We start from the raw sequence: 15,153 nt of genomic DNA on the forward strand, positions 1-15,153 counted from the left end.
AGCTCCTGCAGGCGTCAAAGCCAACCTGATAAGTTGTTATATCTACCTAACAAGTAATTTAAAGCTTGTCAAACTCTTGTTTTTTAACGATCAATGAATTATATTACCTCTTTATAATCCATATGGACAAAAACCGGATTATAGGACTGAAAATCCCTATCGATTTTCGGTTTCCGGGAAAACGCATATCAGGCATCTTTCGACTTTTACCCATGAATAAGAAACCATACCAGCAGCCGGTGGCTATCATCGGCATGGGCGGCATGTTTGCCGGATCGGCCAATGTAAAAGATTACTGGCGGGTTCTGCTCAACGGAGTCGACTGCATCAGCGATCCGCCGGCCAGCCACAAGCCGTTGAACGATTATTTGGACGGCGACCCCAAACGTCCCGACCACATCTACTGCAACCGTGGCGGGTTTCTGCCCGAAATGCCCTTTGACCCCACGGAATTCGGCATCCCCCCGGCAGCTCTGGAGGCCACCGACACGTCCCAGTTGCTGGGCCTGGTTGCCGCCAAAATGGCCCTGACCGACGCCGGCTACGGCGATGACCGCGATTACGACCGGGAGCACACCTCGGTAATCTTAGGGGTTACCGGTACGCAGGAATTGGTCATCTCCCTCGGTTCGCGCCTGGGGCACCCTTACTGGCGCAGGTCTTTAGAAGGCAAAGGCCTCAGCGACGAGCAGAAGAAATCGATTCTCGATGACATTGCCGACAGTTATGTTCCCTGGCAGGAAAATTCCTTTCCCGGCCTTTTGGGCAATGTGGTGGCTGGAAGGATCTGCAACCGACTGAACCTGGGCGGCACCAATTGCGTGGTGGATGCCGCTTGCGCCAGCAGCATGGGCGCCATCCATTTGGCTTTGATGGAGCTTGCCGCCGGCAAGAGCGAAATGGTCGTCACCGGCGGCGTCGATACCATCAACGACATCTTCATGCACATGTGCTTTTCGAAAACCGGCGTTCTGTCCCACACCGGTGACGCTCGTCCCTTTTCCGCCGACGCCGACGGTACGGTGCTGGGCGAGGGCATCGGCATCCTGGTTCTCAAGCGCCTTGAGGACGCCCAACGCGACGGCGACCGCATTTATGCCCTCATTCGCGGAATCGGCTCCTCCAGTGACGGCAAATCCCAGAGCATTTATGCACCGCGCGCCGAAGGACAGATGCGTGCGCTTGCCGAGGCATACCGCAATGCGGGCATTGACCCGGAAACGGTTGCACTGGTGGAAGCCCACGGCACCGGTACACGGGTGGGAGATCAGGTGGAGTTCACCGCCTTGAAAAACGTGTTCGGTACTGCCACGCCCAACGGCAACCGCTGCGCGCTGGGATCTGTAAAATCCATGATCGGTCACACCAAGGCCGCCGCCGGCGCTGCGGGACTGATCAAATCGGCCCTTTCCCTGTATAACAAGGTGTTGCCGCCCACGATCAAGGCCGATTCGCCGGACCCCAAACTGGGAATCGAATCCAGTCCCTTTTACCTGAACACCGTCGCCCGGCCCTGGTTTTCTAAAAACGGTACACCCCGGAGAGGCGGGGTCAGTTCCTTCGGCTTCGGTGGCAGCAATTTCCATGTGGTGCTCGAAGAGTATGCGCCGGATAAAAAAGAGATTGCCTGGGATGGCTCCGTTGAAATCCTGGCCTTTTCTGGAAGCGACGCCGACGCTATCATCGGGAAGTTGAAAGACTTGGACCACCAACTGAAAGATGAAACGACGACCGCCCAACTGGCCCGTATGGCCCAGTCCTTGAGGCATCGTTTTTCATCTGCGGACCTTTTCCGGCTGGTTACGGTAATCGATACCGCCCTTGGGTCCCGACCGATTCGAAAACGCCTGGACGAAGCCCTTGGCATCGTTGCCGGCGGCCAGTCCAAAAGCGTGCCCTCGTCCGGCATCTATTTCCATACGGGAGGCAGTTCCGCCGGAAAAATCGCCTTTCTCTTTCCGGGCCAGGGAAGCCAGTATCCGTATATGGGCAGGGACCTGGTCTGCCTTTTCCCCGATGCCATGGGTGCCATTGAAACCGCCAACACACATTGCGACCTCGATGCTCCGCTGTGGGAACTGCTTTTTCCGCGCCCCGCCTTAGATAAAGAACAGAAGCGTTTCCAGGTCGAGGCCCTTCGCCGGACCGATGTGGCGCAGCCGGCCATCGGATCGGTCAGCCTGGCCATGCTGAGCATTCTCGAATTTTTCAACCTGCGGCCCGACGCCGTCTGTGGGCACAGCTACGGTGAATTGCCTGCCCTGTATACCGCCGGTCGCATTGATCGAAAAACGCTTCAGCATCTCAGCGCCTTGCGCGGCCGTTTGATGGCAGAGGCCGGGCGTGGCGGCGATGCGGGCAGCATGCTGGCAGTAAAGGCCCCTGCCGACGAATTGGAGCAGGTGGTCAAGCAGCATCCCGACGTGGTGGTGGCCAATGTCAACAGCCCCGACCAGGGAGTGCTGTCCGGACCGACAACAGCCATCGATGCGGCAAAAGCCGATTGCAACGCGAAAGGCTATCGCAGTGTTGCCCTGCCGGTTGCCGCGGCCTTTCACAGCCCGATAGTGGCCGACGCCGCACGGACTTTCTCCCACGCACTCGAGTCCATCGCTTTTACAACGGGAAAGATACCGGTCTATGCCAATGCGACGGCAGAGCCGTATCCAGACGACCCGCAGGCCGGTATCGAATTGCTGGGCCGACAGATGACATCGTCGGTACAGTTTCAGCGCACCGTCGAACAACTTTACGCATCGGGTGTCCGCACCTTCATCGAGGTGGGTCCTAAAACTGTACTCAGCGGACTGGTTCGCGCCACACTCAAAATGGACGACGTCTCGGTCGTCCCCCTGGACCGCTCCGCCGGAAAAGCCTCGGGAATATTAGACCTGGCCCATGCCATTGGCCAACTGGCCGCTTTTGGCGTCGGTCTCGATCTCACCCGCTGGGAAAAGGAAGCGCCTGCTTCCCGGAAACAAAAGATGGTCATTCCGCTTTCAGGGGCCAATTATCGGTCTCCCCGAAAAACACAACCGAAATCCGAAACGAGAGAAGCGGTTCGCCCTACCCCCGTCCGTAGCGCCCCTTCCGCTTCGCCACAACCCCCAGAGACCTCTTCAAACAGCCAAACGACCATGCGATCAGCCGAAAAAAACAATCATTTCAAAACAGCAGCCGGCTATCCGCCAGCTTCGACCGGACCAACGCAGCCGCCGGATTCAACGACTATGGACAACACGCTGGCCATCGTCCGGCAGGGACTCGCCTCCATGCAATCGCTGCAGGAACAGACGGCCCTGGCCCACCAGAAATTTCTGGAGGCCCAGGCCCAGGCCAGTCGAACCCTTCAGGAGATGATGCAAAGCGCCCGCCTGGCCGCCGGATTACCTCCCAACGAAACGGGCGTGCCCGTCGCTGAACAAACGCCTTTGCCGGTGTACACCCAACCCGTTTCGCCGCAACCACCGCCTGAACCGCTGCCTGTGACGCCGGTGGTGCCGGCAACCTCTGCTGCCAGTGCACCGCCTGCAGAGCCGGCCATCGTAACGACACCGGCCGTTGCCCGCACACAAAATATCGAACTAAAACCGGAACCCGCATCCAAATCGAATGCAAAAATGGATGGTTCCGACACCGTGGCAACCACCCTGTTGTCTGTGGTGTCCGAACTGACCGGCTATCCCGTCGATATGCTGGGGCTGGAAATGGACATCGAGGCCGATCTGGGCATCGACTCCATCAAACGGGTGGAGATCCTTTCTGCCATGGAAGAACGCATGCCCCAACTGCCCCAGGTCACCCCCGACATGGTCGGCAGTCTCAAAACCCTGGGGCAGATCTGCGATTTTCTGGCCGCCGAAGAGACCAGCTCTTCTTCCGTTGAAAACTCGTGTCAAACGCCCGAAGCCTCCAATTCAGATGCGGATGCGGCCGTCGCCGTTCAAAATACCCTGTTGTCCGTGGTGTCCGAACTGACCGGCTATCCCGTCGATATGCTGGGGCTGGAAATGGACATCGAGGCCGATCTGGGCATCGACTCCATCAAACGGGTGGAGATCCTTTCTGCCATGGAAGAACGCATGCCCCAACTGCCCCAGGTCACCCCCGACATGGTCGGCAGTCTCAAAACCCTGGGGCAGATCTGCTATTTTCTGGCCGCCGAAGAGACCAGCTCTTCTTCCGTTGAAAACTCGTGTCAAACGCCCGAAGCCTCCAATTCAGATGCGGATGCGGCCGTCGCCGTTCAAAATACCCTGTTGTCCGTGGTGTCCGAACTGACCGGCTATCCCGTCGATATGCTGGGACTGGAAATGGACATCGAGGCCGATCTGGGCATCGACTCCATCAAACGGGTGGAGATCCTTTCTGCCATGGAAGAAAGGATGCCCCAACTGCCCCAGGTCACCCCCGACATGGTCGGCAGCCTCAAAACCCTGGGGCAGATCTGCGATTTTCTGGCCGGAGGAGGGTCTGCAATTGCAGCGCAGCTGGAACCGGCAATACCGCAGCCTGTCACGTCTGAACCCAACACAACGTCCATCGAGATTCCCCGGCAGATCGTCGATGTGGTGGTCCTGCCGGAACAATCCGGCCGCAAGCTTCGCATCGCGGCGGGTCGATGGATCGGTGTACTCGACGACAAAACCGACTTCGTCAAAGCTGTCGTCCGTTGCCTGGAAAAATCCGATTTTTCATGCCGTATGTTGGACAAGGACCAGATTGCCGATGCTTCGAACCTGTCCGGTCTGACGGGGCTGATCCTCTGCGAGGGAACCGATCCGGAAACCGCATTTCTGGCGGCAAAAGCCGCTGCGGCGAAATTGTCGGATGCCGCTTTAACAGGAGATGCCTTTTTTGCGGCCATTACCCGCCTGGACGGCGCCTTCGGATTTACCGGCAATCCTTTCGACCATGCCGAACAGGGCGCCCTGGCCGGCCTGGTCAAGACCGCCCGGCTGGAATGGCCGTCTGTCGCCTGCCGGGTGCTGGACATTTCACCGGATTTTAACGACATAGAGCTGGCTGCAGAACGAGCCGTAGCCGAACTGTTGACTGTAAGCCCACAAGACCCGGTTGAGATCGGCCTGTTTCCCGGAAAGCGTGTGACGCTGCAGCCGGTACCCGCCGAAACCTCCGACGGCATCCTCGATTTGAAATCATCCGACGTTGTGGCAATTACCGGCGGCGCCCGGGGTGTGACCGCCGCCTGTGCCCTTGCTCTGGCCCATGCCAGCGGTGCCGCCATTGCACTGATCGGGCGTTCACCGGCGCCCTTCCAGGTGCCTTCCTGGCTGGCTGGCATCCAAGACGAAGCGGCCATGAAAAAAGCCATCGTCAACCATGCGTTTGCCGATGCGCAGCCGACCCCCAAGGAACTGGAAGCCGAATTTAAACGGCAAAAGGCCAATCAGGCCATTGCCGGTATCCTCCAGCACCTTGCAGACGCAGGTGTTCAGGCCGCCTATTTCAGCGCCGACGTGACCCGCGCAGAGGGGTTGAAGTCCGCCTTCTCTAAAATCCGAAAGAATCTGGGACAGATCTCAGCGGTCATCCACGGTGCCGGTGTGCTCCATGATCGCCTGATCGTGGACAAATCCCCGGAGCAGTTCCGCCAAGTCTATAGTACCAAAGTACAGGGATTCAAAAACCTTATCGAAGTTACCGCGTCAGACCGGCTGCGCCATCTGGTGCTGTTTTCGTCGGTCAGTGCCCGCACGGGCAACACCGGACAGTGCGACTACGCCATGGCCAACGAGGTGCTCAACAAGATGGCCCGGGTGGTGGCGCAACAGCGCCCTGATTGCCGCGTCAGCGCCATCAACTGGGGGCCGTGGGACGGCGGCATGGTGACGCCTTCCTTAAAAAAGGCCTTCCAGGAACAGCACATCGATCTGATTCCGGTCGAAGCCGGCGCCGATTTCATGGTGGCCGAAATGAAAAACGCCGATCCCGCACCGGTGGAGGTGCTCATCGGCAGCATGCTCGAAACGCCGTCTGTTGAGGATGAAGCCAATGAAACTGCCATGGGCCTTCTGGAGCGGCGTGAACTGGATCTGCTGCGCTATCCGGTGTTAGCCTCCCACGTCATCGGCGGCAAGCCGGTGGTCCCCTTTGCCCTGATCGGCGAGTGGATTGGCCACGGCGCGGTGAAGGAGAATCCCGGTTTTACCCTGCACGGCATCGACGACTTCCGCCTGCTCAGCGGCATCCGAATCGAACAGGAAAAAAAGCTGGTCCGTCTTCTGGCAGGAAAGGCCCGAAAAAACGGGAATGGATGGCATGTGGCCGTGGAACTGCGCAACGGTGTAAAAAACGGCAAGGACGTGATTCACTCGCGTGCCCGGGCGTTGCTGGTGGACCGGCTTCCCGATGCCCCGACCTACAAGGGCAATGGGAAAAACGGCAGCCGCCCCTACCCCAGGGATCTGGATGCCGTCTACGGCGAAATTTTATTCCACGGCGACCAACTGCGGGCCATCCAACATATCGAGGCCTATTCCGACCACGGCATGACGGCCCGATTGACCGGCGCCCCCAAACCCGAGGCCTGGATGCAGGACCCCATCCGCGAGCGCTGGACAGCCGATCCCATGGTGCTGGACGGAGCTTTTCAGATGGCCATTGTCTGGTGTTTCGAGCAGACCGGCAGCGTCTGCCTGCCCAGCTATGCCCAATCCTATCGCCAATACCGCCCGTCCTTTCCCGAATCCGGAGTGACGGCCGTGATGACGGTGACCCGTCACACCCACCGCAAGATGGTGGCCGACTTCACCTTTCTGGATGCCGACGAACAGATCATAGCTACTCTTACGGGCTACGAGGCGACGGTGGACCAGGCCCTCATCCATGCCTTCAGGAATAACACGCAAACATCTGTTATCCAGGAAAATCGATCATGATAAAACTGCCGATCAAAAACAACCGTGAAACCTACACGGTCAATCCCGGCAAACTGATCGCCCTGGGTCTGAATTACCACGCCCACATCGCCGAAAGCGTTTCGGTGAAGGTCAAAGGGTTCACGACAGAGGTCCCCCCGGAACCGCTGCTTTTTCCCAAGACGCCCAATGTTCTTGTCGGACCGGACGCACCCATCGTAATACCTGCGTTTTTAAAAGAGTATGGATTCGACGAACTGCGGACCGATTACGAGGCGGAACTGGCCGTGATCATCGGCCGGCGCTGCAAAAACGTACCGGAAGCCGACGCCATGGACTGCGTGCTGGGTTACACCTGTATGAACGACGTCAGCCAGCGAAACATCCAAAACGGTGATCGCACCGGATGGTTCCGGGGAAAATCCCTGGACACCTTCGGCCCGATAGGACCGTTGGTGGTATTGGCCAAGGACCTGCCCGACCCACAGAATCTGCAGATCCGCTGCCGGCTCAACGGTAAAACCGTGCAAGAAGGGCATACCAGCCAGATGATCTTCACGATTCCCGAGATCATCGCCTTTGTTTCTAAAAATTTCACCCTCGAGGTCGGGGACATCATTCTCACCGGCACACCGTCAGGGGTAGGTCCGCTGCACCACGGAGACAGCGTCGAAGTGGAGATCGAAGAGATCGGTGTTCTGAAAAACACGGTCATCGACGAAACGCGCTGATTTCAACTGAACGCAACCTTTTTGATTTCATTACCAAAAAACAAGCGCCCCATTGGTTGATGATCTACCAATGGGGCGCTTATGTTTCTTTTTTGCGCGGATATCTATTAAGCTTTAGTGTCTGGTTCCCATGCTCCGCGTAAGAACCCATAGCCTGCTACCGTAAAAGAATGCTCCCATGCGGGGCATGTGAAGGCTATGAATTCCCCTCTTGCGGGAATGACATGTCCGGTGACTTTTTGCGAGCCTGTCGACCGCTCAACAATACCATTTCGTTGTTCACCTACCTCCGATCACAGTTCCAGCGGGGTGACCGTATTTACCATCTGCGCCGAGCGCAATTCCTCTATCACCTCAGGGGGCACCTGGGTGTCGGTCTGCAGAAAGATGATATTGTGTTCTCCGTCTTGCTCCTGGCCCACGTGCATGCGCCCGATGTTGATGTTGTGCCGGCCTAAAGTGGTGCCGATGCCGCCGATGGCGCCGGGGCGATCCTTGTTGAATATCAAAAGGATATGGCCTTCGGGAACCAGTTCCAGGCGGAAATTGTTGATCTTGACGACCTTGATGTCCCTGCGTCCGATCAAGGTGCCGGCCACCACGTTTTCCCCTTTTTCCGTGGCCACCCGCAGGGTGATCAGATGGGTGTAATCTTCGGCTTCCGCAGTGGTCGATTCGGTGACCTTGATGCCCATATCCTTGGCGACCACCGGGGCGTTTACCGAATTGACCGCGTATTTTACCATGGGGGTGAGCAGTCCTTTGAGGATGGCCGTGGATACGGGAGCCATGTCCATTCCTTTGAAATCACCAGTATATTCAATGGTTACGGAATTAACCGGCCCATCGGCCAGTTGAGCCTGGAGGCAGCCCATGCGGTCGCCCACCGCCATGTAGGGTCCGATTTTTTTCAGCAGGTCCCCGGCAACCGAAGGCACGTTGACGGCATTGATGACGGTTCCGTTGATCAGGTAGTCGATGATTTGCTGGGCAACGGCAACAGCAACGTTTGTCTGGGCTTCCCGGGTGGAAGCGCCCAGATGGGGGGTGCAGATCAACCGGTCCAGTTCGAACAGCCGGCACTCTCCGGGAGGTTCGGTTTCGAACACGTCCAGGGCCGCACCGGCCACCTTGCCCGATGCGATGGCCTCTTGCAGATCGTCCTCGTTGACGATCCCTCCTCGGGCACAATTCATGATCATGACCCCGTCTTTCATCTTGGCAAAGGCGGTCTTGTCCAACAGCCCGGTGGTTTCCTTGAGTTTGGGGACATGGACGGAAATATAATCGGACTGGGCGTAAAGTTCGTCCAGGGTAATGCTCTCGAAACCTGCCTTTTGGATCTGTTCGGGAGTAACGAAGGGATCGTAAACCACCACCCGCATGCGCAGGCCCCTGGCACGGTCGGCCACGATGGATCCGATCTTGCCGAAGCCGATAACACCCAGGGTCTTGTTGTAGACTTCCCGTCCCTGGAGCTTTTTCTTGTCCCATCGACCGGCTTTCAGGGAAAGCGTGCCCTGGGGAATGTTGCGGGTTAGGGCCATCATCATGGCAATTGCGTGCTCAGCGGTGGTTACCACATTACCCGTGGGGGTGTTCATCACCACGACACCGCGCTTGGTGGCTGCAGGGATGTCCACATTGTCCAGGCCGATTCCGGCACGCCCCACCACCTTCAATTTTTTGGCAGCGTCGAGGATCTCCTCGGTCACCTTGGTTGCGCTGCGGATGACCAGGGCATCGTAGTCGCCAATGATTTTCTTGAGTTCTTCGGGTGGTAATCCAGTGTTCACATCCACTTCAATACCATCGGTGTCCTTAAAAATCTGAATCCCCGCATCGCCGAGTACATCACTGACAAGTACTTTGATCATCTCACTCCCCTTCCTTGAACACACATTGACGACATCGTAAGAAGTCCGATATCTTCGTTACGCTTCATCCCTCGTCACTGCGGAGTACGTTCAGGTACGCCTCATTCCTCGGGATTCGCAAGCCTTGATCTCGAACTTCTTACGACGCCGCCTGAAAATCGATCTATTGGAAACCCTGCAATAATGAAAAAATCGTTTCTATGCACAAAAACAAACCGGTCGTATGAGCCGATTATTCTTGTCCGATTTGAACTTGAAAGTCAAGTTTCAAAGCGAACCCTTCGGTTTTCCTCAATATTAATTTTATTTAGATTTCTTTTAGTTATCTTAAGATATATTGCATATATGGAAGATTTTGGAGGTGAAATTGATGAAAATTTCAGTTGCGATGGTTATCCAATGTGGTCCGCTACATGTAAAAAGATTCAAATTGTAAAAAGGGCCGCCTTGTGTCAGATGAAAAGGCTCAAAGAGAGGAGAATCCGCACAATGCAAACCGAACAGCAGGTTGTTTTTGCCGATGCGGCCCGAATGTCCGGAATTTCATCCCGGAGCGTTCACCTGGCGGTGACCTCACCGCCCTACCCCATGATCGAAATGTGGGATGCGGTTTTTTGTTGCCGAAACGAGACGAAAAAGGCCTTGCGGCATGAAAAAGGGATGCAGGCCTTCGAATCCATGCACCGGGATCTTGATCGGGTATGGAAGGAACTGGACCGCGTGCTGGTTCCCGGCGGCATCGCTTGCATCAACATCGGGGACGCCACCCGGACCCTGGACGGTGAGTTTGCCCTTTACCCCAACCACAGCCGTATCCTTTCCGCCATGCTGGCCCTGGGATTCACCAATCTACCCAACATCCTGTGGCGCAAGCAGACCAACGCACCCAACAAATTCATGGGTTCGGGCATGATGCCGCCCGGAGCCTACGTGACCCTGGAACACGAATACGTCCTGATTTTGCGCAAAGGCGGCAAACGCCTGTTCAACGATCCGGAGGCCAAAACAAACCGCCGGCAGAGCGCCTTTTTCTGGGAGGAGCGCAACCACTGGTTTTCCGATGTGTGGATGGATTTGAAGGGAACCCGGCAGAATACCGGCGACAAGAAGCTGCGGCAGCGCAGCGGGGCCTACCCCGTTGAACTGGCCTATCGACTGATTTCCATGTTTTCCGTTATGGGCGATACGGTATTGGACCCATTTTTAGGCACCGGAACCACCCTGTGGGCCGCGGCCGCAGCCGGGCGCAACGGCATCGGCTACGAAATGGATAGTGCTTTTGCAAAGATGATCGGTGAGAGCTGTCGTCAGGCGGTGCCCCAGGGGCGTCACCGCATCGCCGAGCGCCTGGACGCCCACCTGCAATTCGTGCGTGAACGCGAGGAAAACGGAAAACCCATTAAATATACCAATCAGGTCTACGGTTTTCCGGTAATCACCAGGCAGGAGACCGAACTGCTGCTTCCGCTGCCGGTTTCCGTTGAAGAATCGGCTGAGAATCGATGGCAGGTGAAATACGATGTTCCCATGGCTTCCGCTGAGGGAAAGCCGGCTCCGATTCCGGAAAAGGAGGCGACGCCAATGAAAGCCGGACAACTATCGCTGTTCAACTAGCGAAGCTCATCCGAGCGCAGGAGCGGCTTCCAGCTGCGAAAATATCAAAGATCGCGGCTGGAAGCCGCTCCTACGTTTCCAAGAACCTTGTGATAGGATCAATCAAACCGATCGTCACAGGCGATTGCGTAAGAATGCCGAGATCAAGGCTTGCGAATCCTGAGGAACGAGGCGTATTCGTTATACACCGCAGAGACGAAGGATGAAGCGTAACGCCGATATCGGGATTCTTACGCAATCGCCCGATCACAATTTGCCGTTAAGCCTGTAAATAAACACCAACACCTCCGCCACGGCACGGTAAAGCTCCGCCGGAATTTCCGTTTCCAGTTCCATGGCCTCCAGGACATTGGCCAGATTGGGATCTTCATGCAGGGGGACATCGTTCTCCCGGGCCACCTGCACAATCTGATCGGCAATGTGCCCCTTGCCTTTGGCCACCACCCGCGGCGCCATGCTTTTGGCCTGATCGTACTGGAGCGCCGCGGCCTTGCGAATCCGTTTGTCGTTCATACACTCACATCCAATTGCCGCTGGCCGGGTAGAAACAGCTCTTCCCCGTCGAACGCCTCAATTTTTTTCTCGTTGACCACCACGTTGACGGCAACCGTGTTGAAAACCGGTTTCAGTGCTTCGCCGATGCGGTGCTGTTCGTCCTGAACGAGGGTCTGGATATCGGCGTTGGGAACGAAAAAAGTGACGTTCAGATCCCTTCCCATCATCCACAGATCCGTTCGCACCGCACCCATGGGGTCCATGTCCAGCAGCAGGGAAACCCGCGGTTTTTTTTGTTCGCCATCCCTGCCTTTTCTGGCGTAATACACCTTGAGCTGGGCGTTGCGGGGGTTGTCCGTTAAAAACAGTAGATGCGAAAAGGCTTGCAGAACATCCGGGTCCACCGGTTTTTCCGTGGCCCCGGTCTGCTGATGATCGATGTGGGACACTGCCCGCTGGACAACGCTTTTCAAGGTCTCCAGCAGATGTCGGTCCGCAGCTTGTGCATCTTGAGGTTGGGCGTCCAGAAATTGTCTTAAAACCAAGAGGTTGGGCTTGAGGTCCGTAACCATCAGGTTGCGGATTGCCGGCTGTTCGGCCAGTTCGACGGGCGGCAAAGGCCCGGAGCGTCCCTCCAGCTTCTGGACCGTCTCGGCCAATCGTTTTTCGAAGTAGATGCCAGAATTTTCGACAAAAGCCCTGACCCGTGCCGCCAGGGTACCTACGTCGCCCTCCGGCGATGCCGGGGACAGGATCTGTTGGAGGTTGGTCAGCGCCTTTTTCATGGGATCGGGCAGGTCAGCGTTATTGAAGGAGCTGGAAGGGCGGGAAGGTTGATCCAGCAGTTGACGGATCTGATCGCGCAATACGGCAACCTCTCCGGAAGTTGGGGGTGCCGGTGTAGCAGCGCCCGCCTTTCCGGCGGTCTGCAGCGTGGGCTCCGATGGCATCGATGGGGTCGCTTGACCCTGAACGGCGGGCTGTTTTGGGGCTGCCTGACCGGAAACGACGGCCTGATTCGAGGCTGCATGGGGGGGGAAAGACGCCGGCCCCGGTTCCCGGGCATCGGCGGCGGATCGTGTTTGCGGAGCCAGCGCCAGGGTAATCTCCTGTCCGCTGCGTACAACCTGCAAGGGGACCACCTGCCCCTGTCTAACCGGGAAATCGATTTTGGTAAAGGCCTTGAATCGGCCGAAATCCACCAGTTTGAGACCGTCTTTTTCAAAACCCGTGATTCGTCCCTCGAGCGTTTCACCGGCTTTCAGCATGCCGGCGTTGGGCGAAAGAAAGGGGCGTTCGGACACTGGCTCGAACAGGCGAATCTCCAGGGGACTGCCCGACCGGGCCTGGTTACCTTGACCCTGCTCGGGAACCATCATCAATCGAAGCCCCTGTTCGCCGCCTTCAACCCGGATTTGTACGTTCTGGCCGCTGACGACCGGCATCGGCATGCGGGCGTAGGCCTTGAACTTGCCGAGGGAAAGCAGGGCGTCCCGGCCGTTTTCCACCTCCAGAACCGCAGCCGTCAACTGATCGCCGGCCCGCAGCGCCATGGCGTCAGGGGAAAATTTTCCCCCTTCTGTAGGTTTTTGCTGGAAAAGGGTCGGCCACTGGATTTGCATGGGGAGGTCTCCGGTTGCTTTAACTAAAGCAGGCGATTAGGGCGAAACGCCTGCTTTGGTTAGTGTTCATCCAGAAATTGGAAAATTTGGTCGAGATCGAGGCGCACGAAAAATTTTACCGCAGGAATATAGTTGATATTCTGAGGATAAAATTTTTCGCGCAACAAAGATATCGGGCAAATTGGTCATTTCTGGACGGACACTGTTAATAGATACCAGTTTTTAATCTTTGGCAACCCTGTAGAACCGGTTTTCCAACGATACCGGATTCGAAGCGCATCGCATCCGGTTGCCTAAGACAGACCTTTGTGGTAAACATCAAACCCTTGTAAAAGAACCCGCTTCAGCCTCCAAAAAGGAGCCCATGTTTTCAGGAATACAGGAAATTCTGCTGATCGTGCTCATTGTTCTGGCGATCTTTTTGGTTCCGCGGATGACGAAATCCAAGCCGGTGCCGGAGCCGCCCAGGCTGCGTCGGTCGATCCCTCCCCTTTCCGGGCCCTTGCGTCTGGCCATCGTCATCTCCATCCTCTGGCCCGTTGGCTGCGCGCTATATTTCAAACCCTGGCGCGAGGCCCTTGTCCCTTTTGCCGTGGTCGGTATCGGTCCGGTGGTCGTGGCCTGGAGTTTGAACTGGGTAGTGGCGGGGATGCGGCGAAAACCCTAACTCGTACCCATTCATAAATGGCCAATTCGCTTGATATCTTCGTTGCGCAAAAAATTTAATCCTCGGAATATCAACCATATACCTCCGGGTAAATTTTTCGCTGCGCCTCGATCTCAACCGAATTTGCCGATTTCTGGATAGACACGAACGATTGCTATGTTTTAAAAATGATTTGGAGGTAAACCATGACCCACGAAGATGCCGGCCATTACGCGGCCAAACACCCGAATGCCAAAACCGATTCTGCCATTGCCGCAGCCATAGAGGAAAAACAGACCGACGGGCGCATCACCTGCGCGGCGGCCCACGCGATTGCATCAAAGCTGGATTGTTCGCCGAACACGGTTGGGGTGAACATCGATCTGTTGGAGATGCGAATCGCCAAATGTCAGCTTGGTCTGTTCGGACACGGCAGTGTGAAGGGTAAAACCGTCGCCAAAGCTTCTTTAGTTGCCGGCGAACTGGAAACGGCCATCCGTGCGGCCATGGACGGGGATCGCATCACCTGCAAGGCGGCCTGGGATGTGGCCGAACGGCTGAATCTCAAACGGCTGGATGTGGCCTGTGCCTGCGAGGCACTGGAGGTCAAGATTGGGCAGTGTCAGCTGGGGGCGTTCGGATCGTAATCAGTGCCCATCCAGAAATTGCTAATTCGCCCGATATCTTTGTTGCACGAAAAATTTTATCCTCGAAATATCAATCATATGACTGCGGTAAAATTTTTCGTGCGCCTCGATCTCGACCAAATTTTCCTATTTCTGGACGGGCACTGTTATTCTGCCAGATCCCTGAGGTAGCGAAACAGGTTGCGGGCGGATTTCGGGTGTTTGTTGTTTTGTTTTTCCTTGCGGGCGCTGCGCACCAACTGCCCCAACCGCTGACGATCCGCCTTTGGAAGGGCGTCCAGGATCTCCATCATCGCTTCATCGTCGCCGTCCACCAACCGGTCCCGCCAGGCTTCAAGGCGGTGAAAATCCCTCGCCCGTTGGTATTCGCCCTGTTCGATTTCAAGAAGGGCCTGTTCGATGGGTGCGACATCGACATCGCGCATCAGGGAACCGATGTACTGCATCTGGCGGCGGCGGGCGCCGCGGGAGGTCATGGGTCGGATGTCGGAAATGGCTTCGATGAGTCGAGTGGTAAGGTCCATTCTACGTATCTGCTCGTCGGAGAGCTGGACCAGTTTTTCACCGATTTTCTGAAGGGCGATGGCCTCTTTTTTAAGCTGGGTTCGGCTTTTTTTTAACTCGCCTGGTTCTTCCATTC

Annotated in this window: 9 protein-coding genes; 5 read left to right on the forward strand and 4 right to left on the reverse strand. The window is 56.5% G+C overall.

The window, feature by feature from the left end; translation table 11 throughout:
- The first annotated feature begins 212 nt into the window (after nt 1-212).
- On the forward strand, nt 213-6,902 hold the full coding sequence (locus GN111_RS05170; protein ID WP_155302731.1) for a type I polyketide synthase: 6,690 nt from the start codon (nt 213-215) through the stop codon (nt 6,900-6,902).
- Nucleotides 6,899-7,612: a fumarylacetoacetate hydrolase family protein gene (locus GN111_RS05175; RefSeq protein WP_155302732.1), complete on the forward strand. Its 714-nt coding sequence runs from the start codon at nt 6,899-6,901 to the stop codon at nt 7,610-7,612. Before GN111_RS05170 ends, GN111_RS05175 begins: the two co-directional genes overlap by 4 nt.
- Nucleotides 7,613-7,905: 293 nt before the next feature.
- Here GN111_RS05175 and serA read toward each other — a convergent pair whose 3' ends face one another.
- Nucleotides 7,906-9,486, reverse strand: a complete 1,581-nt coding sequence (serA, locus tag GN111_RS05180) for a phosphoglycerate dehydrogenase (protein WP_155307915.1) — start codon at nt 9,484-9,486, stop codon at nt 7,906-7,908.
- Nucleotides 9,487-9,978: 492 nt separating this feature from the next.
- On the opposite strand from serA, the gene GN111_RS05185 reads away from it, so the two are divergent.
- Nucleotides 9,979-11,103 (forward strand): DNA-methyltransferase, encoded by a 1,125-nt coding sequence (locus tag GN111_RS05185; RefSeq protein WP_155302733.1) that lies wholly within the window; start codon nt 9,979-9,981, stop codon nt 11,101-11,103.
- A 246-nt stretch (nt 11,104-11,349) separates the two neighbouring features.
- On the opposite strand, the gene GN111_RS05190 is transcribed toward GN111_RS05185, so the two are convergent.
- A complete protein-coding gene (locus GN111_RS05190; RefSeq protein WP_155302734.1) occupies nt 11,350-11,616 on the reverse strand; it encodes an EscU/YscU/HrcU family type III secretion system export apparatus switch protein in 267 nt (88 codons plus the stop codon).
- Entirely contained in the window at nt 11,613-13,220 is a 1,608-nt protein-coding gene (locus GN111_RS05195; protein ID WP_155302735.1) for a hypothetical protein, read from the reverse strand. The genes GN111_RS05190 and GN111_RS05195 overlap by 4 nt, the downstream gene beginning before the upstream one ends.
- Before the next feature lie 364 nt (nt 13,221-13,584).
- Here GN111_RS05195 and GN111_RS05200 point away from each other — a divergent pair, with 364 nt between their 5' ends.
- Both GN111_RS05200 and GN111_RS05205 read left to right on the forward strand, forming a co-directional pair.
- Nucleotides 13,585-13,887 carry a hypothetical protein gene (locus tag GN111_RS05200; protein WP_155302736.1) on the forward strand — a complete coding sequence of 101 codons (303 nt, stop codon included), beginning with the start codon at nt 13,585-13,587 and terminating at the stop codon, nt 13,885-13,887.
- A 185-nt stretch (nt 13,888-14,072) separates the two neighbouring features.
- Nucleotides 14,073-14,513: a hypothetical protein gene (locus tag GN111_RS05205; protein WP_155302737.1), complete on the forward strand. Its 441-nt coding sequence runs from the start codon at nt 14,073-14,075 to the stop codon at nt 14,511-14,513.
- A gap of 146 nt (nt 14,514-14,659) precedes the next feature.
- Here GN111_RS05205 and yjgA read toward each other — a convergent pair whose 3' ends face one another.
- Nucleotides 14,660-15,151, reverse strand: a complete 492-nt coding sequence (gene yjgA / locus GN111_RS05210; protein ID WP_155302738.1) for a ribosome biogenesis factor YjgA — start codon at nt 15,149-15,151, stop codon at nt 14,660-14,662.
- Nucleotides 15,152-15,153 lie beyond the last annotated feature (2 nt).

Source organism: Desulfosarcina widdelii (genome assembly GCF_009688965.1).
Lineage (GTDB): Bacteria > Desulfobacterota > Desulfobacteria > Desulfobacterales > Desulfosarcinaceae > Desulfosarcina > Desulfosarcina widdelii.

What these genes read in the sequence shown, in the direction of transcription:
- GN111_RS05170 (WP_155302731.1), top strand. Translation starts at nt 213, where the DNA reads ATGAATAAGAAACCATACCAGCAGCCGGTGGCTATCATCGGCATGGGC.
- GN111_RS05175 (WP_155302732.1), top strand. Translation starts at nt 6,899, where the DNA reads ATGATAAAACTGCCGATCAAAAACAACCGTGAAACCTACACGGTCAAT.
- GN111_RS05185 (WP_155302733.1), top strand. Translation starts at nt 9,979, where the DNA reads ATGCAAACCGAACAGCAGGTTGTTTTTGCCGATGCGGCCCGAATGTCC.
- GN111_RS05190 (WP_155302734.1), bottom strand. Translation starts at nt 11,616, where the DNA reads ATGAACGACAAACGGATTCGCAAGGCCGCGGCGCTCCAGTACGATCAG.
- GN111_RS05195 (WP_155302735.1), bottom strand. Translation starts at nt 13,220, where the DNA reads ATGCAAATCCAGTGGCCGACCCTTTTCCAGCAAAAACCTACAGAAGGG.
- GN111_RS05200 (WP_155302736.1), top strand. Translation starts at nt 13,585, where the DNA reads ATGTTTTCAGGAATACAGGAAATTCTGCTGATCGTGCTCATTGTTCTG.
- GN111_RS05205 (WP_155302737.1), top strand. Translation starts at nt 14,073, where the DNA reads ATGACCCACGAAGATGCCGGCCATTACGCGGCCAAACACCCGAATGCC.
- yjgA (WP_155302738.1), bottom strand. Translation starts at nt 15,151, where the DNA reads ATGGAAGAACCAGGCGAGTTAAAAAAAAGCCGAACCCAGCTTAAAAAA.